This is a genomic window from Flavobacterium esculini (assembly GCF_048284325.1).
Taxonomy (GTDB): Bacteria; Bacteroidota; Bacteroidia; order Flavobacteriales; family Flavobacteriaceae; genus Flavobacterium.
Genome location: NZ_JBLVPI010000005.1, coordinates 116052 through 141516 on the forward strand (window position 1 = coordinate 116052; position 25465 = coordinate 141516).

Genomic DNA, 25465 nt, shown 5'->3' on the forward strand with positions numbered 1-25465 from the left:
AATAGTTAAATATCACAAATAGTGATTGCTTTTTTCAAAGAACCAATTTTATTTGGATTTTTGGGTATAAATTCTTGCCCCACAAATCCTTTAAAACCAGTTTCTGCAATAGCTTTCATTATTGCAACATAATTTAGTTCTTGTGTTTCGTCAATTTCATTTCGTCCAGGAACACCGCCAGTATGAAAATGTGTAATATACTGATGGTTTTCTTGTATCGTCCTAATTACATCACCTTCATCGATTTGCATGTGATAAATATCATAAAGGAGCTTGAAATTTTCAGAATTTAAACGCTTTGCTAATTCTACTCCCCAAGATGTTTTATCACATTGATAATCTTTATGATTAATTTTACTGTTTAAAAGCTCCATTACCAGAGTTACATTATGCTTTTCAGCCAATGGAATTAATTTTTGCAGACCAACTACGCAATTATTCCAACCTTCCTCGTCTGTCTTATCTCTTTTGTTTCCACTAAAGCAAATAAGATTTTTATATCCTGCTTTTGCTACTAACGGAATCATTTCGGTATAATTCTTTATTAGCGTTTCATGGAATTTAATATCGTTGAAACCATCAACCAAATTAATCTCGGCTCCATTACACATGGTTGAAACAAGATCATATTTCTTCAATGTTGGCCATTCTTTAGGACCAACTAAATCTATTCCTGTGATTCCGATTTTTTTTGCTTCGATACAAAGTGTTTCTAAGTCAAAATCTTTAAAACACCATCGAGCCACAGAGTGATTTATCTTTCCTTTTAACATACCTGATTGTGTTTCTGTTTCGTTTTTTGGTATAGCCAAAGCAGAAAATCCGGAAGGAATACTCAACGCTGCTGTTCCAGCGAGAATTCCTTTTATAGCCGATCTTCTATTTAAATTTGTGCTCATATTTTTTATTTTTTATACTGCAGGAATTTCCTTTTCTGTTTTAGTTTTATCATTAAATAAAAGGGCAAAAAGTAAAAATACACCGAATGCAATACCTGCTGGGATGATCCATACCATTTCCCAGTTTACTGTTTTTTCATTAATTCTGTAATTATCAGTAATCCAACCTGCAATAGCAAAACCAATTAACATCCCTACTCCATAAGTAGCTAGTGTAATCAAACCTTGTGCAGCACTTTTATATTTTTCACCCGCTTTTGAGTTGGTATATATTTGACCCGATACAAAAAAGAAATCGTAGCAAATACCGTGTAACGCAATACCAATAATAAGCATAAAGCTCAAGTCGGTTCCATTACCATAAGCAAACAAAACGTAACGAATAGCCCAAGCTAACATACCTACCAGAATAGTTTTCTTAAAACCAAAACGAGTGAAAAATACTGGAATTAATAATAAGAATAAAGCTTCTGATATTTGGCCAATAGCCATTTTTCCTGTTGGATTTTCAAGTCCAGCTTCGGTTAAAAATGGATTTGCATTTTGATAGTAAAAAGCTAATGGAATACAAATAAGAATTGATGATATAAAAAATATTGCAAAATTTTTATCTTTCAAAAGTTTTAATGCATCAAGACCAATAATATCTCCAATTTTAATTTTCTCTGTTGAAACTTTAGGAGGAGTTGAAGGTAAGGTAAAGCTAAATAAACCTAAAGCTAAAGCTGCAATTCCCGCTAAAAGAAAAGTATTCTTTAACATTCCTTGAGTAATATTTTCTATTGTATCCCAATGAAAAATAAAACTAATAGCTAATCCCGCTAATATCCATCCAATTGTTCCCCAAACTCTAATATTTGCAAACTCTTTTTCAGGATCTTTCATTTGATTAAAAGCAACTGAATTTACCAGTGCCAGTGTTGGCATATATAAAATCATGTAACTTAAAACATAGGTGTAGAAAATTCCAACTTCTTCTGATTGATACATTTGATACATCAAAAAAGCTCCGATAAGATGAAGAATACCTAAAATTTTCTCGGCGTTGAAATAACGATCTGCAATCAAACCAATAATAAAAGGAGCAATAATAGCACCCCAAGATTGAGTAGAAAAAACTGATCCTGTTTCAGCTCCATTTGCATTGAAATTATACTTTAAAAAAGTACTAAGTGTTACAAACCATGCACCCCAGATAAAAAATTCTAGGAACATCATTATAGATAATTTAATTCGAATTGTGGTATTCATTGGTTTTAGGTTAGTTAACATAAATGATTTAATAGTTTTTATTTTTAATAGTAATTACCGAATTACAATTCTTTAATTACAATATTTCTGTACCAAACAGCATCACCATGATCCTGTAAAGCTATTTTTCCTTTTTTAAATGTTCCGAAATCTTTCCAGGCTTTGAATTTACTTCCTGAAACAAGTGTTTTCCAGTTTTCATCCCAGAGCGTTGTTTTTACAACAGTTATTCCGTTTAAAATAAGAGTTAATTCTCCTTTTTTACTTATTATTTCAACGGTATTCCAATCTCCAACAGCTTTTACTGGCTCAACATCGCTTTTCATTAAATCGTATAAATTCCCAGCTCGGTGTTTAATTATTTTTCCGTCAGGATGTCCGTCATTATCTAAAACCTGCATCTCCAGACCAGTTTCATACGTGTTCTTGTATTTTTCAGGATTCTCACTAATGTAAAAAATGATTCCACTGTTAGATTTTGGAGCTACTTTCCAATCCAACTTTAAATGAAAATTAGCGTATTCTTTATCTGTTACAAGGTCACCGCCTTGATCTTTATCTTTTGCTGTTGGATCTAAATACAATATACCTCCATCAATTTTCCAAGCTGTGCCAACAGTAGTTTTTCCATAAGTATGCCAGCCTTTTGTAGTTTTACCATCAAAAAGTGGTTTAAATTCATTTTGGGCATTTGCTATTTGTATCATAACTATTAATGTTAATAAGCTTAGGATTTTTTTTATCATGATGCTTTCTTTAAGTACTTTTATAAAGTTAAATTATTCCATCCCTGACGGTATTCACGTTTTACAAATTGATTAACATCATCAAAATTTGTAATTTTCATAGCATCATTATCCCAAAGTAATTTTACTGATCGACCTGGATATTTAATTTTTCCAAGAGTTTCTCTTTGAATATCATATCCTCTGATGGCCAAATTTGCCATTAACAAAGCCTCAGTCAAAGGACCTGCAATTTCAAAAGGAGAACTTAATTCTTGTTTGCCATGACCGGCAATAGCAGCTTCAACCCATTGTTTATAATGTCCATTTGCTCCGTCATGCACTCTGGCATATTTTTGGGCAACATTTATATTTTGATTTTTTGTCAAAGGAAGCAAACGAGGATTCATTCCATATGTGTCACACATCATTTTACCTTTTGTACCAACAAATAACGTTCCATTTCCTCCGTCTCCAAAAATTTCGTTTGGTTCTAATTCTAAAGGTCTTTCAGGTTGAATTCCTCCATCCATCCAATGTAAGGATACATCGCCATTCGTTTTATTAGTTTTAGGAAAAGTTAAAGTTACATGGCTTGAAGGGGGACAACTTTGTGGAAAATAACCTCTTTTAAATTCATCAACATATACGGATCCAACGCTACATTGCACATCTTTAGCATATTTTAAGTTTAATACACTAAAAGGAGCTTCAATAAGATGACAACCCATATCTCCTAAAGCACCTGTTCCATAATCCCACCATCCACGCCAGTTGAAAGGAACTAATTTATCTACATAATCTCTTTGAGGAGCAGTTCCTAACCATAAATCCCAATCTAATTCTTTTGGAATTTCTGCTTTTGTAGTAGGCCAGGGAATACCTTGTGGCCAAACTGGACGATCAGTCCAAGCATATACAGTATGAACATCTCCGATTAAATCGGCTTCATACCATTCCTTCATTATACGGGTTCCATCGTTAGAAGCACCTTGATTCCCCATTTGGGTTACTACTTTGTATTTTTTTGCAGCTTGAGTTAAAATACGAGCTTCATAAATATCATGCGTTAATGGTTTTTGAACATAAACATGCTTGCCTAATTGCATAGCAGCGAGGGTTTGTATTGCATGATTATGGTCAGGTGTTGCTACTGAAACAGCATCAAAATTTTTATGTTCTTTGTCAAACATTTCTCGCCAATCTTTGTAATATTTGGCTTTAGGAAATGCATTTACACTTTTAGAGGCTCTTCTATCATCTACATCACAAAGAAAAGCAATGTTCGCTTTTCCACTTTTATCAAACATAGCAATATCAGACTGTCCCTTACCGCCAACACCAATACTGGCAATTAATAAACGATCACTTGGAGCTACAAAACCGCGTCCCAAAACATGTCTTGGAACAATCATAAATGCAGCAGCAGCTAAAGCACTTGTTTTTATAAAATCACGACGATTCGTTATGATTTTATTTTCTTTATCGTCTTCTTTTTTTATACTCATTATAAGATACTTATTGTTTATTATGAAATATAGAAATTTGCTATTGGTATTTTAGATTTTACTACTATTTAAGTTGAATTAATCCTTGATTGTTTTATAATCCTAAATTTTTCATATTAAATGCTTTGTTCGTTTCTACCGCAGCAAAATCATCAAAAGCTTTATCAGTTACTTTTATAATATGCTTTTTTATAAATTCAGCACCTTCACGAGCACCATCTTCTTGATTTTTAATACAGCATTCCCATTCCATAACTGCCCAACCTTTATAATCGTATTGCGCTAATTTGCTGAAAATAGTTTTAAAATCAATTTGGCCATCTCCAGGGGAACGATAGCGTCCTGCACGATTTGCCCAACTTTGGTAGCCTCCAAAAGTACCTTGTTTTCCTGTTGGGTTAAATTCAGCATCCTTAACATGAAATGCTTTTATTCGTTCGTGATAAAAATCGATATATTGAATGTAATCTAATTGTTGCAAAACAAAATGGGAGGGATCATATAAAATACATGCTCTGGAGTGATTATTTACAGCTTTCAAGAACATTTCATAGGTTTCCCCGTCAAATAAATCTTCTCCGGGATGAATTTCATAGCAAAGATCAACACCGTTTTGATCAAATTCATTTAAGATAGGCAACCAGCGTTTAGCTAATTCCGCAAAGCCATCTTCCACTAGACCTGGTGGACGTTGTGGCCATGGATGAAAATACTGCCAAAGTAATGAACCGCTGAAAGTGGCGTGCGCATTTAAGCCTAAATTATGAGATGCTTTTGCAGCATATTTTAATTGCTGAACAGCCCATTCTTGTCTTGCTTTTGAATTTCCATGTACATTTTTTGGCGCAAAAGCGTCAAAAAAATCATCATAAGCAGGATGAACTGCTACTAATTGACCTTGTAAATGTGTTGATAATTCCGTGATTTCTAATCCGTATGATGCAATGGTACCTTTTAATTCATCAGCATAGGTTTTGCTTTCAGCTGCTTTTTGCAAATCGATGAATCTAGTATCTAATGTTGGCATTTGAATACCTTTAAAACCTAAATCGGCTGCCCATTTACAAATTCCATCTAAGGAATTAAAAGGAGCTTCATCGCCAATAAACTGAGCTAAAAATACTGCAGGACCTTGTATTGTTGTCATTTATTTATTTTAATTTTTTTATGAAAACCCTTTAACTACAAAACGTAAGGAGTCCATTTTTTATCTGAATGTGCTGAAACTACTACGTTATCAATAAACGCCATACCTCTTAATCCATCTTCAACAGAAGGGAAATCTAACATTTCAGGAGTAGGCTCATTGCCGTCTAGTTTGCAACCAAGTGTTAATGCAAAATTGCGGTAGATATTAGCAAAAGCTTCTAAATAGCCTTCCGGATGTCCTCCTGGAGTACGGCAATTATGAGTAGCAAATGAGGATAAATGTGCATAATTAGACCCAGCTCTTAAAATTTGTGCAGGTTCATCTAACCATCGCACAATTAAAGTATTGGGATCATGTTGCAACCATTCGATTCCGCCTTTTTCACCATAAACTCGGATTCTTAAAGCATTTTCTTCTCCTGCAGCAACTTGAGATGCCATTAAAACACCTTTAGCACCATTATCAAATTTTAACATTACGGCTCCGTCATCATCCATTACACGTCCTTCAACTAATGTATTTAATTCAGCACAGACATCTGTAATCTTAGATCCGGTAATATATTCCGCTAAATGAGCTGCATGAGTACCAATGTCTCCCATTACAGAACTTTTCCCTGCCTTTGTGGGGTCAGTTCTCCAAGCAGCTTGTGCATTTCCTTCTCTTTCGGATAATTTACTCAACCATCCTTGAGGGTATTCTACCCAAACTTTTCTAATCTTTCCAAGTTTTCCTTCTCTGACCATGGCTTTCGCCTGTTTCACCATTGGGTAACCAGAATAGGTATGTGTCAAACAAAGGATTAATCCTGTTTCTTTTATTTTTTGTTCTAAAAGTTTGGCTTCTTCTAATGAAAAAGTGATTGGTTTTTCGATTACAACATTAAAACCATAATCTAAAGCCATCATAGCAGGTGCAAAATGAGCGAAATTGGGAGTAACAATAGTCACAAAATCCATTCGTTCATTAGCTGGCAACGCTGCTTCAGCTTTAAACATTTCTTCATAAGTTAGGTATATTCTTGATTCTGAAAGAAACAAAGCTTTTCCTGATGCAATTGCGGTTTCTGGTTTTATACTCAATGCACCACAACTTAATTCTATAAGTCCATCCATATTGGCAGCTAAGCGGTGAATGGCACCTATAAATGCATCTTGGCCACCACCGACCATACCCATTTTTAATTTTCTATTCATCTTTTGTATACTAAATATTCCCTTTTTTTAATTCTTTTACTGCATAATCGCAAGCTCTAGCCGTTAATGCCATAAAGGTCAATGATGGATTTTGGCAAGCAATTGATGGCATACAAGAACCATCTGTTACAAATACATTATTTACTTCATGCATTTGATTCCATTTGTTTAGAACAGACGTTTTAGGGTCATTACCCATTCTGGCAGTTCCCATTTCATGAATGGCCATTCCAGGATAACATTCATTATCATACGTTTCTACATTTTTAATTCCTGATGCTTCAAGCATTTCTGCTGCATCATTCATCATGTCAATACGCATTTTTTTCTCATTTTCTTTGTATTCGCAATCAATGGCTAATACCGATTGGCCCCATTTGTCTTTTTTGTCATGGTTGATATAAACCTTATTTTCATAGTAAGGTAACATTTCGCCAAAACCACCTAATCCCATATTCCATGTATCAGCCGGTAGACTCATTTTATCTTTAAAATCTCCACCAAAAGCTAATTCTGCAACTTCTTCATGCCAAGGATTTCTACTGGCACCACCTTGATAACCAAAACCTCTTAAATAATCTCTTTTATCATTGCCTATATTTTGATATCTTGGAACATATATACCATTCGCTCTTCGCCCATAAGTATATTTATCTTCAAAGCCTTCTGCTTTTCCTGAAGCACCACAACGGAAATGATGATCCATCAAGTTATGTCCTAATTGACCACTGGCATTACCCAATCCTTCCGGATGTGCTTCTGAAGTTGAATTTAATAAAATAAATGTTGAACCTAAAGTTGAACCATTTACAAAAACAATTTTAGCATAAAACTCCATAGTTTCATTTGTTTCTGCATCAATCACCATAACCCCTTTTGCTTTCTTGGTATCTTTATCATAAATGATATGATTTACGATAGAGTAGGGTCTTACCGTTAATCGTTTAGTTGCCATAGCGGCAGGAAGAGTAGCTGATTGTGTACTGAAATAAGCTCCAAAAGGACAACCGCGACTGCATAAATTTCTATATTGACAACTTCCACGTCCATTATGGGGAACAGTCAAATTGGCAGTACGCCCAATAGTAAGAATACGGGTGCCTTTGTAATGTTTTTCCATTCTTTCCTTAACGGACTTCTCCACACAATTCAAATCCATTGGTGGTAAAAATATACCATCTGGTAAAAGAGGCCAATTTTCTGCTTGCCCACTGATTCCTGCAAATTTCTCTGCATAATCATACCACGGCGAAATATCTTTATAGCGAATAGGCCAGTCATTACCATGACCATCTTTAGCATTATCTTCAAAGTTATGATCACTTAAACGGTAACTCTGACGTCCCCACATTAATGATTTTCCTCCCACATGAAATCCTCTGTACCAGTCAAAACGCTTGTCTTCAGTATAGGGGCATTCTAGATCGTTTACCCACCATTTTTCATTTGCTTCGCTATATGGATAATCTCTGGATTGAACAGGATGTGTTCTTTTTTGTTCTTCTGTAAGTTTACCGGCATGTTTAAATTCCCATGGATTTTTCATGGCAGTATCATAATCTTTAATATGCTCAATGTTCATTCCGCGTTCTAACATCAAAACTCTTAATCCTTTTTCAGTTAGTTCTTTTGCAGCCCAACCACCACTTATTCCTGAACCTACAACAATCGCGTCATAAGTATTTTCTTCTTTTAAATTTGAATTTATATTCATTCTAGGGAGTTCTTTTTGGTTAATTTGAAGATAATATTTCGAAAAAATTAATGTGCTAAAATCCTAAATAATTTATTATAAAGGATTTCTATCGGCAATTAATTTCTAAGTAGCCCAAGCTTTTTGTCCGGGCTTGTAATCCGCATTTCCGTCATAACGACCAGGAACTGCAATATATTCACGTGCTTGTGTACAACCAATTTCCGATGAAAAGTATCCAAGAATTGTTAAGTCTCTGGCAAGAATAAAAAAGGAAGGTTTTTTAATATCTACAAGCGATTCGGTTCTTAACTGTTCCATTATTTTAACACGCTCTTCAGTGGACAATGCAATGAAATTTTTATTATATTCTTTTTGACATTTCTCTTCCATCTCTTTCATTCCGGTAAAGAACGTTTGTTGTAAATCTGCAGGATAACAGTCTTTAATCATCATAGGAATAAAAGCCCCTAAACCAGCAGCTTTTGCTCCAGGTGCAGCTTTTGTAGTTGGAATAATAATATCAGCAAATTCGGCCAAAAGAGCTTCGTCTGTGGTAGAAAATGACACCTTACTATTTTCGTTGTCCGGAACTACAATATCTTTAATTAAAATTCCAACTGTTGTTGCTGAGATGACACCTCCCAACACCAACGCCAAGTTTTTGATTGCTCTACGTCTATCCATTTACTAAATTATTAAAAGTATTAATGATTATTGAATATTATTCATTTATTATAACAATACAATAATAAATAAAAATAAGATAGATTCATTTTTTTACTGTTAATTTATTGATAGAATTCAACAATTTGTAAATTATTAAGGAAATCACTTTAAAAAAATCATTAAAGAGCAGCTCTAATCAATTAAAATAAGAAAAAAGATAGGTTTTAAAAATACCTGTTACGGTTAAAATTATTTCAGGAGGTATTTGCGAGTAAATTTAATACGTTTTATATTACAAAATAAAATAAAATTTTCATTGAAATTAATGTCAATGTGTTAAAATGACATTTACTTCAAAAAACTAATCTTAAAAAGTATTTAAATACTAGAAATAATATAAAGGAGATTTATTGCAAAAAAAAAAGATACTTTAATATTTAATTCATGAAACAAAAAATGAATTTATTTTAATTATGCGATACTATCAAAATAAAACGGATCTATCTTTCAAATAATCCCAGCGTACCACCGACCCAATCCTTATCTTTATTGAATTTTACGCCGATCATTTCACCGCGACTCAGTCGGACTAAGTTACAAAGTAGCGTAGGAGCGGCGTCCTCTTTTTTCCAAACACAAAGCATACGCACTTCAGCTTTTACTTTTCCGTCAGGTGATTGAACAATAGGAAGGTAGTTTACCTTTTTTTGAAGAATATAAAGTTCTTTTTCAGCTACAGCTTCAATGTCTTCTTTTTTTACATGAAAAATAACCCCCGTTCCTGAAAAAGAAAATAAAGGTTTTAAAACATAATTCTCTAAATCCTTAGGAATTTCTTTGAGCTCACTTAACAAAGTAGTTTCTATAAAATATTTCCCTTTGAGGAAAGGTAAAATAAATTTACTGATTCGAAAAAACCAATTGGGATGGCCTGCCCATTCTACATCAAGCTCATCTGAGAAATGAAAATTCAATTTTAAATCCGTGCGTAAATCCAATTCATCAAAAATGACCCGATTATAAATTCGTTTTACAAGAATTTCGTCTCCTTTTTCGTTTTTGTAGAATAGTTGTTTTCCTTTTTTTATAAGTTCAGTAACACAAACTATTGGGATGCCAATATCTCTGCGACAGTAATAAAAATCGATTTTTGTATTTTGTTTCTCCGGTTCTATTTCAAGAAGAATAACATTTTCTTTTGGATGATTGTTACAAATCGCTTCTTCAAGTATATCTAGATATTCCTGTTGTTCAATATTATTAATAAAAGGAGTTAATTCACTAAGAAAAGGATACTGATTCTTAAATTTTTCATACAAATTAATTTGATAATTATACAAAGAAGGGAATCCTTGTACTTCAATAAGTTTAGGAATAATCACTCCATCTTCTTCACAAATTCCAAAATCAATTGCTAAAAAAGTAGTGTGCTCGTCTTCGTTTGGAACTTTATGATTTAGCTCTAATGATTTGTTTGTAAGCAACTTAAAGGATTTATTTTGAATTAAAGCTATAACTTCATTACTTCCGTCAATCAATTGTTCTTTTAGTTCATTTGAAATAAAAAAAGGCGTCTCACCCAATCGAAAAGTAGGCATATAATTGAAATCGGAAGCAATATCATCTTTAAGTTCTTGATATTTTTTTTCTGTAAATTGAGTATTAAATAACTCCCGATATTTTGAAATCATTTGGAATGGATGGTATTAATTAGAAAGCATTTTCTTTGTTTTCATCAAGTCATTAATGGCTATTCGAAGGAAATTTGGAATCAAAGTTTCATTGGTTCTGTATATTTTATCATCATCCAATAAATCTTCCAACATATTCCTAAACTTTCTTTTCCCTTTCATAGCTCTAATTTTCTCTTTTGATTCTTTATTTCTCAAATGGGAAACAAAGCTGATTGGATCCGCTTCCGGGTGAAATTGAGTGCCTACAAAATACTCAGTAAAACGAACTGCCATGATTGCACGTTCGTATTGTATATGGTCTCTAATTTTTTCCAAAGAAATGATTTTAGCTCCTTTTTTAGCAAAAATACTCAACTTAGGTTGTACAACCTGATAATCTCTAGAATCAATCGCATAGAAAGGATCCGCTAATCCTTCAAAAAGTGGATCCACAAGCCCTTCTTTTGTTTTATGAATAGTCATAACACCAAAAGAAGTATCGTTTCTTTTGGTCACTGTAGCTAATCCAAAATGCAAGCATGCCATTTGAAAAGAGTGACATATAAATAGTACATGTTTTTTAATTGCGTTTTCATTGTTCCATTTGTTCAATGAATCAATAAATTCATAATATTTTACATCCCAGTTTCCATCTCCAATTAATGGATTGCCAGGACCTCCAGTTGAAATATAAATGTCAAACTTATTAATATCAGGCAATTCACATTTAACCCGAACATCAAATATTTCGAAACTCATAACCGGACTAAACCGATTCACTACATCAATAATACAACGCATTCCTTGGTTAGGTTCACCGTTGTACATATCTAAAAGGGCTATTTTTATAATCTTATTAGGCATACACAATTTTTAAAAAACAATGCACAAAGGTAATTTATATTTTACAATCCCTTGGTAAATTCACCAGTTATAAAATCAACCACTCTACAAAGGTCTCCCGTTTCTTCAAAAATAACTAATTGTTTATCTGCTCCAGTTCCGTTTTTCAAAATTTCATGCACGTAATTAATATCCTCACGACTTCCTAATTCATCCACTACATCATCAATGAAATCAAGCAATTCCAGAATAAGCATCTTGGTTTCCACTTCTTTTTGCAATCCAAAATCAATCATATTATTATCAATTCCATAGCGGGCAGCACGAAATTTATTTTCTTTAATCAATGCCAATCGATAAATATTGAAACTGGTATTATTCATGTTTAATTTGTAGAGTTTAGCTACAATTGCCTGAATAATTGCAACAATACAAATCGTCTCATCAACGGTTAAACACATGTCACAAATCCTAAATTCAATCGTATTGTAAAACGGGTGTAAACGTAAATCCCACCAAATTTTCTTCGGATTATCGATACAATTGGTCTTTACCAATGTCTCTAAATAATTCTCATACGATCCTACCGAATCAAAATATTCGGGTAATCCAGTTCTTGGAAATTTATCAAAAACTTTTGTTCTAAAGGATTTATAACCCGTTTGTCGTCCTTCCCAAAAAGGGGAATTCGTAGAAAGCGCAAAAATATGAGGCAAGAAATAAGTCGCCTGATTCATCAATTGCAAGCCAATTTCCCGGTTTTCAATACCTACATGACAATGCATCCCAAAAATTAAATTGGAACGTGCCGCATCTTGCAATTCATTTACAATATCATGATAACGAGGATCATCGGTGATCGGCTGGTCTTGCCATTTCGAAAAAGGATGCGTCCCGGCACCACCCACAATCAAATCTTGTTTATCGGCTAACTCAACAATTTTAGAACGTAAAAATCTAATTTCGTTTTTGGCATCAGTGACGCTATTACAAATATTAGTACCTACTTCCACAACCGATTGGTGCATTTCAGCCTTTACCTGTTCATTCAAAATTATTTTGGCGCCATCCACAATTTTAGACAAATGGGAACGCAAATCCCTTGTTACCGGATCTATAATTTGATATTCTTCTTCTACACCAAGTGTAAAAACGGGTAATTTTTTCATTATTTTTTTTTTAGGAGCTATTTCCCGCTTTTCGTTTCAATCTTTCTATTCCTGGAAAAAATCAGGAATAGAAAGGATTTTCACTGCAATCGGGGCTAGGCAATTCCGTTTATCTATAATTATTTTACAGCTACGGCGTCTTTAATAAAAGTCCCCCAAGTAAGATTGATTTTACCTGGCTTTTGTTTTTTTGCGGCAGCGATAGCCATTTTTGCAGCTTCTTCAACTACCCATTCAAAATTTTCGGCACCCACCGAAGTCAATTCAGCATCAGGAGCAGGATTTCCAAAATCTATCGCATAAGGAATACCATCACGAACAGCAAATTCAACTGTGTTAAAATCATATCCCAATCCTTTACAAAGGCGTAAAGTATAGTCCTTTATAGTTGCTAATAATTTTTTATCAACTGGTGGCCCATCAATCACATAACGCAAATGATGTGGATTTCTTGGTTCGTATTGCATAATTCGAACCGCTTTGCAGCCCAAACAATACACTCTGAAATATTCCGTAAAAACAATTTCTTCTTGTAACATCATCACTAATTGCCCAGTTTCTTGATGTTTCTCCCAAAACTCTTCTTTGTTTTCCAATCGGTATACGTTTTTCCAACCGCCACCGGCATACGGTTTCATATAGGCTGGGAATCCAATATAATCAAAAATTCCTTCCCAATCCATTGGGTATTTTAGGTTTCGGAATGATTTTCCGGTGGTATCTGTAGGATGTTCCGCAGACGGAAGTATAACCGTATTAGGAAGCGGAACTCCAAGAGTATCAGCGAGAGCGTTATTGAAAAACTTATCGTCAGCGCTCCACCAAAAAGGATTGTTAATAACGTTAGTTCCTGTTAAGGCAGCATTTTTCAAATAAGCGCGATAAAAAGGAACATCTTGTGAAATTCGGTCAATAATTACAGCATATTCTCCATCTTGGTTTTGAACTACTTTTTCAATAGCAACTGCTTCGGCAATGATTCCTTTTTCATTTTTTGAGTTTACACAATCTATAAATGCTTGCGGAAAGGTGTCTTCCATTCCAAATAAAATTCCTATTTTTTTCATCTTGATACGTTTATAATTTTAGAAAAATTTAATTCTTGATAAATAATGCGGAAACATTTCTTGCCAAACTGGCCAATCGTGTTTTCGCTCCTGACGAATATCCAGCCAATGATGGATGTTTCGGTCACTTAAAACTTTGCTTAGTTTTAAATTCGCATCAAAACAAATGTCCCAATTTGAAGTTCCAAGAACGACATCCATATTCCACAATTCATGATCATCGAGTCCGTATAAATAATCCTCGGGACTGTTGTAAAACACATCATCATTATGAAAACCATCCAAAAAACTCTTAATATTAAAAGCACCACTCATGGAAAACATATGACTTACATAACCTGGATGTCGAAAAGCAAAATTAGCGGCATGATACCCGCCAAAACTACAACCCGCAACAGCAACTTTACCGGAAGAAGTATTGTTTTTTACTTTTTCAACGACTTCATGACAAATCATTTTGTCATACCTAACATGATTTTCTATGCGATGTACAGGATGAATTTGTTTATTGTAAAAACTGTCTTTATCGATACTGTCTGGACAAAATATTTGGATTAAACCTTGTTCAATATACCATTTCGCAGAATCAATCAACCCCATGTCTTTATTTTCATGAAAACTGCCCATAGAAGTAGGAAATAAAATAACAGGGTATCCTGCATGTCCAAAAACCAGCATTTCAATATCCCTGCCCAGATTGGGTGAATGCCATTTGAAATATTCTTCCTTCATAACTTTATTTTTAACAATTATAATGAAAAAATCCGAGCGGAGAGCATAAATAATTTTACTTAACTAATATTTATTATAAAAAACATTGCGATTATTAAATCATAATTAAATGGTAATATTTACATCAATAAGCATCTGTTTTTTAAAGTATAGACAACAAATTCAGTCGATTTAACATATCACGATTTATAAATAGTGCTTTTAAGTGACTATATAAACAAATCAGATTACATGTCTTGATTGATTTCAAATAATTGGACTTGGCTTTTTAATCGTTCGATAAGCATACTCATCATCCTTTTGTTGATATTAGAGGAATTTTTTATATACTCTGTATATTCATCGGCTGTGAATAATGCGATTATCATTCCTTTTAAAGCATTTCTAAACTTGATGTCTTTTTGAATAGCATTTTCTATAACCGATAATTTTTTTTCGCTAGTGTAACCATAAAAATCAGCTTTGTTTTTTACTACATAATTAATGAATGAAGCTATGAATAAATCGTTTTGCAATTTCAAAATTGGCCTAAGCACTTCATTTTGAAATGATTCCTCTGTTGAAGATTGATTAGTTACGGATCCTATTGTTTGTCCTCGGAATTCTTTTAAAAAAGTATCGCGTTCGTTCATGGTTTTTTCTTTAAAAATAAAGAAAATAGCCATAAGAAAAGTTTATTTTTGCAGATATAAAGAAAAATTATGAGATTTCACACTAGAAAATGGGTAAAACCGGAAGATCTAAACCCAAACGGAACCTTATTTGGAGGTAAATTATTAGCTTGGATTGATGAGGAATTAGCTTTGTACACCATCATCCAATTAGAAAACACAAGAATTGTCACTAAACATATGTCTGAAATCAATTTTAGAAGTTCAGCAAAACAAGGCGATATTATAGAAATTGGTATTGATGTTGTCAAATTTGGAAATTCTTCGCTTACACTAAAATGTGAAGCCAGAAACATGATGACACGTGAAACAATTATCACAATTGACCATACTACAATGGTAAGTTTGGGCACTGATGGAAAACCAAAAGCACACGGGAAAACAGAAATTGAATTTGTTAAGGATCGTTTGTAATTAGAATTGATATTTTCGCTGTTACTTTGAAAATCGATTAAGGATTTCCATTGTTTTATCAGTGTCTTTTTTATCGACAAAAATATGGTCGTGATAAAAAGCGGCTACCACATTACAACTTATTCCTTCCTGTGAAAGAGCATTAGAAAAAGCTGCGGTTAATCCCACAGCTTCCAGAGAAGAATGAACCGTTAGAGTAATCCAAGAAGCAATAAAAGAATATTCTAAATTTAGACTATCGGCAAATTCCTTCTTGATTACTATTGTAGTACCTTCCTGCTCTTTGAATGTCATAATGATATCGTTAAGATTTAGATTTGCCAAATCATGAACCACACAAAAAACATATTCTCCTGAAATATGTTCCGGTTTAATTGTTTTAAGCAACTTATCTAAGTCTTTTTCTCCGCTCATTTAATATAGAATGCATTTAAATTTTCTTATTTTTAATCCGTTACATTTTCGCTAACTCCTTCAAAAATCTCTAAATCAAAATATTTTACGGAAGCAATAATATGATCAAATATATCGGACATGATGTATTCATAATTTTCAAATCGTTTGTCATGCGAAAAAGCATAAACTTCAAGAGGAACACCATGAGAAGTAGATTGCAATTGCCGACAAAGCATTAACATATCTTTATTCAATCCCGGATAATGATGAAGATATTGGGTAATATATTTTCTAAACAGGCCTAAATTAGTCAAATTACGCCCATTGATTGCCAATGATTTATCGATTTTATTATTCGAATTAAAAGTATCAATTTCTAACTTTCTAGTATCTATATAATCTGAAATCAGTTGGATTTTTTTTAATTCGTTTAATTCGGCTTCTTCCAAAAATCGAATACTGCCTGTTTTAATAAGAATGTGTCTTTTTATGCGTCGCCCATCAGAATTAAGCATGCCGCGCCAGTTTTGAAAAGAATCAGAACTCAAACTATATGTAGGAATAGTGGTAGTGGTATTATCGAAATTTCGAACTTTTACAGTAGCTAGATTAATTTCAATAACATCTCCATCTGCTCCAAATTTATCCATTGTGATCCAATCGCCTATACGAACCATATCGTTTATAGATACTTGGACACTAGATACAAAACCTAAAATAGTATCTCTAAAAATCAAAATAATCACAGCGGAAACCGCTCCTAAAATGGTCAATAGTTCTTTTTGATCGATATTGAATAGCTTCGAAATTATAACAGTAATTCCAACCATCCAAAGCACAATCATAATAACCTGAATAAAACTATCGATGGGTTTGTCGCTGTATCTTGGTTTTAACTTTAAATAATCTCTTAATGCATTGAAAATAGTTCGTATAATCCACAGCACTAGCATTACAATATAGATTCCTACCAATTTACCAAAAACACCTTCCCAGTATTCAAAACGATCTAAAATTATAGGAACTGATTTGTAAATAAATAGTAACGGGATTAAATGGGCAATATATTTTGCCGTTTTGTTGGTAACCAACAAATCATCAAACTTAGTTTTTGTTTTCTTGGCAACAACAATCATTAAAGTAACTAAAATAAGTCTGAAAAGGATGTATATACCGTAAGCTATTGCACATAGTAAGGCAATATTTAAAATCAAACTCAGATAGCTTGAAAAACTACTCCCAAATCCTATTTTCCGTAATATAGGATATAGAAAAGTGAATATTTTTTCTATGAATTTATACATTTTTCAGGTATTTCTTTTCCATGTAAAAAGTACCAAAAGGAATTATTGAGGCAATACCAATAATCCCAAATTTTTTATAATCCCAATTTTCTCTAAATTTCAATACTATTGCCAATATAATATAGGTAATAAACAACACGCCGTGTGCCATTCCTATTGGATATAAAAGTGTTTTGTACAACACTAAATTTGTAGGTTTTACAATAAGCATATTTGAAAATAAAACCAAATAGGAAACTCCCTCGAGAATGGCAACAATCTTAAAAAATCTAAGCATAAAAATTAAATTTGAAGTTTAAAAGTAAAAAAAAAGAACCAAAGAACCGTTCTTAATGCTTTATTTATGGCAAAATTAAGTATTATCATTGATTTTGGATGTATTCATTACTAAAGTAATTTACTTTTGTATTCTTAAACTTTGATAATGAGCAAACGCGATTTAAAAAAATACTTAGCTGAACTTAATAAAGAACAACTCGAAGAACAGATTATCGAATTGTACGAGAAATTTAGTCCGGTAAAAGTCTATTATAATTTTGTTTTCAATCCAAAGGAAGAAACACTTTTGCAGGAATGCAAACTCAAAATTTCAAATGAATATTATCCTTTGAAAAAGGCGGGAAGGCGGAGCAAACCAAAAATGAGGCGTTCCGTTGCCCAAAAATACATCAAGCATTTCACGCTCTTGGGAGTAGATCCCTTTATAATTGGTGATGTAATGCTCTACAATATTGAAATTGCACAAACATTCTCCTCGGAACACATTATAAAACAAGACTTGTTTTTCAAAAGTATGTTTAATTCTTTTGAACAGGCCGTTGTTTTTTTGATAGCAAATGGAATCCTAAATGATTTTAAAACAAGGATTTTAGCTATTCATAACGAAACCATAACACAAAAATGGTACAATGAACCCGAATTCAATGCAATTATAGAGCGATTTGAATATTAAGTTTGCTGTATAATTCAATTTTATTTAATCAATCGTTTTTTTTTAATTAAAAATTGACAATTAAACTGTTTTTTAGGCGTATTTTTGCAAAAATCCAACAATAAGCAATGTCGCAAAACACTTTAGAAATAGAAATCGAAGACAAAAAAGAACTATATGCGTATCAAAAAGGCGACATTGACGCCATATTTGAACGTATCGATAATGCTCCTCCTCAACATCATTTGTTATACCAATTGCCTACTGGTGGTGGGAAAACAGTAGTGTTTTCAGAAATCGTACGTCGTTATTTATCACAACATGATAAAAAGGTAGTTGTTTTAACACACCGAATTGAGTTGTGTAAGCAAACTTCAAAAATGTTGAAGGGTTTTGACGTAAAAAACAAAATAATCAACAGTAAAGTAAAAGAACTTCCGGATCAAAACGATTATTCCTGTTTTGTTGCCATGGTAGAAACGTTGAAAAATAGAATCAATGACGAAAAATTACATTTAGATAATGTGGGATTGGTAATCATCGATGAGGCACATTACAATTCCTTTAGAAAATTATTAAGCTCATTCAAAAATGCCTTTATATTAGGAGTTACGGCAACGCCTTTAAGCTCGAATATTAAATTACCAATGCATGAAAGCTACGATGAATTAATCGTAGGAGATACGATTAGTTCTTTGATTGCAAATGGCTTTTTGGCCAAAGCAATTACTTATAGTTATGATGTAGGTTTGACTTCATTAAAAGTAGGTATCAATGGTGATTACACCGTTAAATCATCGGATGATTTATATACCAATATGGCCATGCAGGAAAAATTATTGCATGCCTATACGGAGAAATCTCTGGGTAAGAAAACCTTGATTTTCAATAATGGTATCAATACCTCTTTATATGTATATGAAACTTTTAGAGAAGCCGGTTATGCGATTCGTCATTTGGACAATACCAGTAATAACGAGGAAAGAAAAGATATTTTACATTGGTTTAAGCATACACCAGATGCTATTTTAACATCCGTTGGAATTCTTACCACCGGTTTTGATGAGCCTACTGTAGAAACTATAATTTTAAATAGAGCGACAAAATCATTGACATTATATTATCAAATGATTGGTCGTGGTTCCAGGAAACTACCTAATAAAGATATTTTTAATGTAATCGATTTAGGAAATAATGCAGCCCGATTTGGCTTGTGGAGTGAGCCGGTAAACTGGCAACACATCTTTAAATCACCGGAGTTTTACCTGGAAAATTTACGCGATGATACGGAAATTGAATTATATTTCAAATACAATATGCCACCTGATGTACGCGCAAAATTCAGCAAAACAGAAGTAGTAACTTTTGATGTCGATGAAGAGCATAAACTCATCATCAAGCAAAATTTACGCTCAAAAGAAGTGCTTGAAAAATCGTTGGACCAGCATGCTGCTATGTGTGTTGATAATTCGGAGACTTTACAAGAAGCTAAAGCATTGGGAAAACTGTTAGATGATGATATCGATTGTCGCATCAAACGGTATTCTAAATGTTTGAGTCAGTGCAGTAAAAATTACCGCGAATGGCTTGTTGACGATTACAAATTAAAATTAATTTTGTTAACGGGGAAAAAATATCGTGAGAAAATCATGAACGAACCTGATGAAGATTAATATTTTCTTTTCAAGGAGCTAATCCCGCTGTACACTATATCTGTTGTGGCGAACCCCGCCACAACAGGATGCCGTTTCCATCGGGGCTAAAAATTACGTTTACAAAACAACTTTTTTATAAAATTATAAAATCCAAAAAATGCCAAAGCAATTCTCTGATTTAGGAATTTCAGCACCCATATTAAAAGCAATAAATGAATTGAAATTTACTGTACCCACAGAAATTCAACAAAAAACAATTCCGTTGCTTTTATCAAATACAACAGATCTGGTTGGACTTGCCAAAACGGGTACTGGAAAAACAGCGGCATTTGGATTACCTATTTTACAATTAATAGATACCAATTTATCTGTTATACAAGCAGTAATTCTTGTACCAACAAGAGAATTGGGACAACAAATCTTTAAGAATTTAGAATCTTTTGCTAAATTCCTACCCGAAGTTTCTATTGCAGCAACTTGCGGAGGAATTCCAATCAAACCACAAATAGAACGGCTTACATTGCCTACACATATTGTCGTGGCAACACCAGGACGTTTAATAGATTTGATTCAGCGCAAAGCGATAAACTTAAAAGAAACCAGATTCCTAGTGCTCGATGAAGCCGATGAAATGGTGACCATATTGAAAGAAGGCTTAGACGAAATTATTGCCGAATTGCCTGCAACTCACAATACTTTTTTATTCTCGGCAACCATGCCAGGAACCATAAAACAACTGATTCAAAACTACTTAAACAAAAACGTAGTTCAAGTTAGTGCTAATATGGAAACAGTAGGGAATCAAGGCATTGACCACGAATATATTGTAGTTGATCCAATTGAAAAACTCGATGTTTTGATGCATTTCTTAAATACTAAAGAGGGCGAACGCGGAATTATTTTTTGTAAAACGAAAGCTGCTGTCAATAAATTAGCTAAAAATCTGGCCATCAACCGGTTTTCATCAGGAGCATTACATGGTAGCTTATCACAAGGAATTCGAGACAGAATCATGGAGCAATTCCGTGAAGGACATATCAATATATTAGTAGCTACCGATTTAGCTGCAAGAGGAATTGACGTTAAGGAAATTTCTTATGTTGTTAATTATCATTTGCCTGATGTTTATGAAGCTTACGTTCACCGTAGCGGAAGAACTGCAAGAGCAGGAGCAAAGGGACTTTCTCTAACGGTTTTACAACCGGAAGAAGTGGCAGAAATTGCTGATTTCGAAAAAGAATTAGGAATTAAATTTACCCAGTTCAAAAAACCAACGGTTGCCAGTATCGAAGAAAACAACACATTATTGTGGGCAAAACAAATCTTTAAAACCAAGCCCAACCATGATGTTGATGCAGAACTTAAGACCAAAATAAAAACAGTTTTTCATCATTTGACTAAAGATGAATTAATTGAGAAGTTATTGGCTAATTATTTGTTGCAAAACAAAAATGAACCTTTAGAAAAGCCCGTCAAAAAGCTTAAAAAGAAGTAAAAAATTCTTTTCTATTACAATTTAGAAAACCATTGCATCACTTTAAAAAGTAATGTAATGGTTTTTTCTGTAAAAATTCTGTTTTGAAAATTTTATATTTAAAACAAAAAAAGGATACTTCTGTCTAACAAAAATAAAATAGACACTATCAGCTTTTTCAACGCTATCGTTTTCGTTGAGGATAAAATAGAAAAATCCAGAAAACACTAGTGAAATAGCCGTTTTTTTAACCCTTTTTTAGTACTAATAATTCGAGTCTCCTCTATAATTTATGTAATTTTGTAACAATTATTTTTTATAAAACTATATCAAAATTATTATATGGAAATTGTTATTATCGGAGGAGGATTTGCCGGATTAAATCTTGCTAAAGAATTAGTAAACGAAAAAGGAATTAATGTAACGCTCGTTGACAAAAACAATTATAATTTCTTCCCACCACTTATATATCAGGTTGCTACCGCTTTTTTAGAGCCTTCCAGTATCAGTTACCCTTTCCGAAAATTTTTTTCCGGTAAAAAAAATCTACAGTTTCGAATGGGAAACTTATTAAAAGTAAACCCTTCAGAAAATAAAATTATTCTCAACAATGGGGAATTAAAATATGATTACTTAGTTTTTGCTACAGGTGCTGAAACGAGTTATTTTGGAATGGAAAATGTAAAGAAAAATGCTATTCCAATGAAAACGCTGAATGATGCCATTGTGATGCGTAATACATTGCTTAAAAATTTAGAAAAAGCAGCCATTTGCAAAGACATTCGCGAACGCAGAAAACTCTTAACAATTGTAGTTGCCGGTGGTGGGCCTACTGGTGTTGAAGTATCAGGAATGTTTGCTGAGATGCGTAAAAGTATTTTATTAAAAGAATACCCGGAATTAAGTACTACAGCAAGTAATATTTATCTCGTTGATGGAGCTAATGCTGTATTATCTCCAATGAGTAAAGCTTCACAGGAAGATACACTGGAGGCACTAACAAAATTGGGCGTTGTAGTAAAATTAAATACTACAGTGGTGGATTATATTGATGATACGGTATATTTTGGAAATGGAGAAACGATTCAAACCAAAAATTTAATTTGGGCTGCTGGAGTTTCAGCAAAAATTTTCGAAGGAATTCCTGCAGAAAGTTATGGTCGCGGAAAAAGAATGGCCACCGATGCTTTTAATAAAGTCAATGGTACCGAAAATATCTTTGCTATAGGAGATACGTGTATTCAACTTACAGATGCAGATTTTCCTAATGGACATCCGCAAGTAGCACAAGTTGCTATTCAACAAGGAATAAATTTGGCAAATAACTTTAAGTTAATGAACCAGAGTAAGGTATTAAAACCCTTTAAGTATAACGATAAAGGATCAATGGCTATTATAGGGAAAAATAAGGCTGTAGTTGATTTACCTAAACCCAAAATGCATTTCAAAGGATTCTTTGCCTGGGTAATATGGCTATTCATTCACCTTATTTCATTGATAACGTATCGCAACAGGATAAAAACATTCTTCAATTGGATGATTGCTTATTTTGCAAAAGATCAATCTTTACGTATGATTATCAGACCTGATAAAAAAGCAAAATCAGAAAAACAAGAATAAATTAAACCTATAATTAATGAACTATTGCAATTCCCTCATCATGAGAAGTTGCAATAGTTTTTTTTATGGTTCGTTTTCCAAAAATCAAAATGATTAATGCCAAAATTGTGGTAACGGTCATAATCACCACCATAGGTAACATAGAGTCTTTTACAAAAACACCCACTGAAAAAGATGCCAAAGCTCCTAATCCTAACTGAATAGCACCCATTAAAGCCGAAGCACTTCCCGCATTTCTTGAGAAAGGAGCAAGGGTAAGTCCCGCAGTATTGGGATTTGATATCCCTAAACAACCTAAGAATAAGAATAGCATCGCAATAGTTTCGTATAATCCCAAAAGATTATTCATTGCCAAAATAAGGAATAAAATACTAATAATGGATTGCGTAATCAGTGCACCATAAATCATTTTCTCACTGGTAAATTTTCTTAATAATAATGAATTAAGCTGACTGGCACCTATAAAACTTAGCGACATAAAAGCAAATATCCATCCGTAGGTTTTAGCATCCACTTTGAAAATATCCATGAATAAAATAGGAGAAGCTGCTACATAAGTAAACAACCCTGAGAAAGCGATAGCTCCTGTAAACGCATAGGTATAAAACTGAGGTTCCTTTACAATACTAATAAAATTTGTAATTATAGGTTTAGGTTTTAATGAAATTGAAGTGTCTGGTTTAAACGTATTTGGTAAGCCCATTTGAGCGGCCAAAAGAATCAAAATCCCCATGCACATTAATATAAAAAAAACAGTATGCCAACCATAATCGGCTGTGATGTAACCTCCAATTGTAGGTGCTAACATTGGCGAAAGCCCAACAACCAACATCAATAATGAGAATACTTTAGGAATATCTTTGACAGGAAATAAATCCCGAACCATAGAAACCGAAGCTACAGTTGCAGCACAACTGCCGATAGCCTGAATAAAACGCAACCCAATGAAAGTATCAATATCAGTAACAAAAACACACCCTAATGAGGCTAAAATGTAAACTAACAATCCTATAAATAAAGGTTTTTTTCTGCCAAAACGGTCTAATAATGGCCCATAAAGTAATTGTCCCGCTGAAATCCCAATGAAATAACTGGATAAAGTCATTGAAACATTGGCGACCGAAGTGTTCAAGTCTTTTGCAATTCCAGCAAAACCAGGCAAATACATATCAATTGAAAATGGACCGAGCGCGGTTAACGAACCTAAAATTAGAATTAATTTTATATATTTTGTTTTTGGGATTGATTTATCGGACATCAAATTGCTTTTTTAAATTTTTTGCAAAGGTAAATATTTAAGAGCCGAATCAAACTACATTTACAACTAATCTAATGCAGTATGATTGATAAATGAGAAACGAAATAAAATAAATAAGATGTTATAATTCTAATTGTAAAGCATAAATATGAACTACATTTATAGCCTTTAAAATTTTAAAATGGCCATAGAAAACATACCTGAAATATATTTAAAAAATGATAAATCAAAAAAAGATTTATTCGTTTATGATTTTAAGATGACTAATAATGTTGTTAAAAGTAAGGTCAATTTAAGTATGAATATGTTTAGTTTTCTACAAGTTGGTAAAAAACAAGTCCATTTTGCAGATACCTCAATTGCCGTAAACAAACAACAATCGTTATTACTTAAAAAAGGAAACAGTCTTTGGACAGAATTATTGGATAACGAAGATATTTATTATTGCAAGCTATTATTTTTTTCTGAAAATAAACTAATCGAATTTTTAATCAAACATACGAGCAATACTGCATCGAATAAAGAAGAAATTCCTTATTTTGTTATCGAAAATGACACTTACATTTCGTCATATTTAAATTCTTTATCTGCAATAAGTGGTTCAGATTCTATTTATATGGAAAATTTACTTGCTGTAAAATTTGAAGAAATAATGCTTTATCTTATTAATAAATACGGCTCTAAATTTGAATTGTATTTGCATTCCTTAATTTCGAAAGAGTCTTTTTCATTTAAAAATATAGTAGAGAGTAATATCAATTCTAATTTAAAGATTGAGGAAATTGCCTTTTTATGTAGTATGAGTCTTTCTACTTTTAAACGCCATTTTATAAACGAATACAGTATGTCTCCAGGGAAATGGTTGCAGGACAAAAGGTTACAAAATGCAAAAAAAACATTGCAGGAAGGGATTTTAAAACCATCGGATATTTATTTAGATTGTGGATACAACAATCTTTCTAATTTCAGTATTGCCTTTAAAAATAAATTTGGAATAAGTCCAAAAGAAATCAAATAGCAGATTATTTTTATATTAAATAGCTGTAATTCAGTTATATAAATTAAAATATAAAGACTTTTAGCAGTATTGTAAAATATATTTGAACTTTTTTAATAAGTATTTGAACTGTATCGGTAACTTCATAAAACTACTCTCTCCTTAAATTT

At 32.9% G+C, this 25465-nt stretch carries 24 protein-coding genes; 6 read left to right on the forward strand and 18 right to left on the reverse strand.

The window, feature by feature from the left end:
- Positions 1-5: 5 nt before the first annotated feature.
- The 14 genes from ACNQGG_RS06285 to ACNQGG_RS06350 form a co-directional block, all read right to left on the reverse strand.
- Positions 6-899, reverse strand: a complete 894-nt coding sequence (locus tag ACNQGG_RS06285; protein ID WP_417962225.1) for a hydroxypyruvate isomerase family protein — start codon at positions 897-899, stop codon at positions 6-8.
- Positions 900-911: 12 nt separating this feature from the next.
- Positions 912-2150, reverse strand: a complete 1239-nt coding sequence (locus tag ACNQGG_RS06290; RefSeq protein ID WP_417962227.1) for a nucleoside permease — start codon at positions 2148-2150, stop codon at positions 912-914.
- 62 nt (positions 2151-2212) lie between these two features.
- The gene (locus tag ACNQGG_RS06295; RefSeq protein WP_417962229.1) at positions 2213-2857 is read right to left on the reverse strand and encodes a 3-keto-disaccharide hydrolase; all 645 of its coding nucleotides are present in this window, start codon (positions 2855-2857) and stop codon (positions 2213-2215) included.
- Positions 2858-2916: 59 nt separating this feature from the next.
- A complete protein-coding gene (locus ACNQGG_RS06300; protein ID WP_417962231.1) occupies positions 2917-4383 on the reverse strand; it encodes a Gfo/Idh/MocA family protein in 1467 nt (488 codons plus the stop codon).
- A 94-nt stretch (positions 4384-4477) separates the two neighbouring features.
- A complete protein-coding gene (locus ACNQGG_RS06305; protein WP_417962233.1) occupies positions 4478-5530 on the reverse strand; it encodes a sugar phosphate isomerase/epimerase family protein in 1053 nt (350 codons plus the stop codon).
- Between the two features lie 35 nt (positions 5531-5565).
- The gene (locus tag ACNQGG_RS06310; protein ID WP_417962235.1) at positions 5566-6729 is read right to left on the reverse strand and encodes a Gfo/Idh/MocA family protein; all 1164 of its coding nucleotides are present in this window, start codon (positions 6727-6729) and stop codon (positions 5566-5568) included.
- A 10-nt stretch (positions 6730-6739) separates the two neighbouring features.
- On the reverse strand, positions 6740-8443 hold the full coding sequence (locus tag ACNQGG_RS06315; RefSeq protein WP_417962237.1) for a GMC oxidoreductase: 1704 nt from the start codon (positions 8441-8443) through the stop codon (positions 6740-6742).
- 105 nt (positions 8444-8548) lie between these two features.
- Positions 8549-9109: a gluconate 2-dehydrogenase subunit 3 family protein gene (locus ACNQGG_RS06320; protein WP_417962239.1), complete on the reverse strand. Its 561-nt coding sequence runs from the start codon at positions 9107-9109 to the stop codon at positions 8549-8551.
- 482 nt (positions 9110-9591) lie between these two features.
- Entirely contained in the window at positions 9592-10782 is a 1191-nt protein-coding gene (locus ACNQGG_RS06325) for a hypothetical protein (RefSeq protein WP_417962241.1), read from the reverse strand.
- Positions 10783-10797: 15 nt separating this feature from the next.
- A complete protein-coding gene (locus ACNQGG_RS06330) occupies positions 10798-11628 on the reverse strand; it encodes a type 1 glutamine amidotransferase (RefSeq protein WP_417962242.1) in 831 nt (276 codons plus the stop codon).
- 41 nt (positions 11629-11669) lie between these two features.
- The gene (locus ACNQGG_RS06335) at positions 11670-12776 is read right to left on the reverse strand and encodes a carboxylate-amine ligase (protein ID WP_416858532.1); all 1107 of its coding nucleotides are present in this window, start codon (positions 12774-12776) and stop codon (positions 11670-11672) included.
- Between the two features lie 119 nt (positions 12777-12895).
- Positions 12896-13843, reverse strand: coding sequence for an ATP-grasp domain-containing protein (locus tag ACNQGG_RS06340; protein WP_417962244.1), 948 nt, complete (start codon positions 13841-13843; stop codon positions 12896-12898).
- An 18-nt stretch (positions 13844-13861) separates the two neighbouring features.
- On the reverse strand, positions 13862-14575 hold the full coding sequence (locus tag ACNQGG_RS06345) for an esterase family protein (RefSeq protein WP_417962246.1): 714 nt from the start codon (positions 14573-14575) through the stop codon (positions 13862-13864).
- 227 nt (positions 14576-14802) lie between these two features.
- The gene (locus ACNQGG_RS06350) at positions 14803-15207 is read right to left on the reverse strand and encodes a glyoxalase (protein WP_417962421.1); all 405 of its coding nucleotides are present in this window, start codon (positions 15205-15207) and stop codon (positions 14803-14805) included.
- Between the two features lie 69 nt (positions 15208-15276).
- Between ACNQGG_RS06350 and ACNQGG_RS06355 the strand changes: the two genes are divergently transcribed.
- On the forward strand, positions 15277-15660 hold the full coding sequence (locus ACNQGG_RS06355) for an acyl-CoA thioesterase (RefSeq protein ID WP_417962248.1): 384 nt from the start codon (positions 15277-15279) through the stop codon (positions 15658-15660).
- 21 nt (positions 15661-15681) lie between these two features.
- Here ACNQGG_RS06355 and ACNQGG_RS06360 read toward each other — a convergent pair whose 3' ends face one another.
- Genes ACNQGG_RS06360 through ACNQGG_RS06370 form a run of 3 tightly spaced genes read right to left on the reverse strand, consistent with a single transcriptional unit; the run spans position 15682 to position 17637 of the window.
- Positions 15682-16074 carry an ACT domain-containing protein gene (locus ACNQGG_RS06360; protein WP_417962250.1) on the reverse strand — a complete coding sequence of 131 codons (393 nt, stop codon included), beginning with the start codon at positions 16072-16074 and terminating at the stop codon, positions 15682-15684.
- 32 nt (positions 16075-16106) lie between these two features.
- Complete coding sequence (locus tag ACNQGG_RS06365; protein WP_417962252.1) at positions 16107-17360, reverse strand: mechanosensitive ion channel family protein; 1254 nt, start codon at positions 17358-17360, stop codon at positions 16107-16109.
- Entirely contained in the window at positions 17353-17637 is a 285-nt protein-coding gene (locus tag ACNQGG_RS06370; protein WP_417962254.1) for a DUF3817 domain-containing protein, read from the reverse strand. The genes ACNQGG_RS06365 and ACNQGG_RS06370 overlap by 8 nt, the downstream gene beginning before the upstream one ends.
- 147 nt (positions 17638-17784) lie before the next feature.
- Between ACNQGG_RS06370 and ACNQGG_RS06375 the strand changes: the two genes are divergently transcribed.
- From ACNQGG_RS06375 to ACNQGG_RS06390, 4 genes are all read left to right on the forward strand, one after another.
- A complete protein-coding gene (locus ACNQGG_RS06375; RefSeq protein ID WP_417962256.1) occupies positions 17785-18312 on the forward strand; it encodes a DUF6155 family protein in 528 nt (175 codons plus the stop codon).
- A gap of 107 nt (positions 18313-18419) precedes the next feature.
- On the forward strand, positions 18420-19964 hold the full coding sequence (locus ACNQGG_RS06380) for a DEAD/DEAH box helicase (RefSeq protein WP_417962259.1): 1545 nt from the start codon (positions 18420-18422) through the stop codon (positions 19962-19964).
- Positions 19965-20103: 139 nt separating this feature from the next.
- A complete protein-coding gene (locus ACNQGG_RS06385; RefSeq protein ID WP_417962261.1) occupies positions 20104-21441 on the forward strand; it encodes a DEAD/DEAH box helicase in 1338 nt (445 codons plus the stop codon).
- A 321-nt stretch (positions 21442-21762) separates the two neighbouring features.
- Entirely contained in the window at positions 21763-23040 is a 1278-nt protein-coding gene (locus ACNQGG_RS06390; RefSeq protein ID WP_417962264.1) for an NAD(P)/FAD-dependent oxidoreductase, read from the forward strand.
- A 13-nt stretch (positions 23041-23053) separates the two neighbouring features.
- Here the strand turns inward: ACNQGG_RS06390 and ACNQGG_RS06395 are convergent, their stop codons facing one another.
- Positions 23054-24298: a multidrug effflux MFS transporter gene (locus ACNQGG_RS06395; protein ID WP_417962266.1), complete on the reverse strand. Its 1245-nt coding sequence runs from the start codon at positions 24296-24298 to the stop codon at positions 23054-23056.
- A gap of 181 nt (positions 24299-24479) precedes the next feature.
- Between ACNQGG_RS06395 and ACNQGG_RS06400 the strand changes: the two genes are divergently transcribed.
- On the forward strand, positions 24480-25316 hold the full coding sequence (locus tag ACNQGG_RS06400) for a helix-turn-helix domain-containing protein (protein ID WP_417962268.1): 837 nt from the start codon (positions 24480-24482) through the stop codon (positions 25314-25316).
- The last annotated feature ends 149 nt before the right edge of the window (positions 25317-25465 follow it).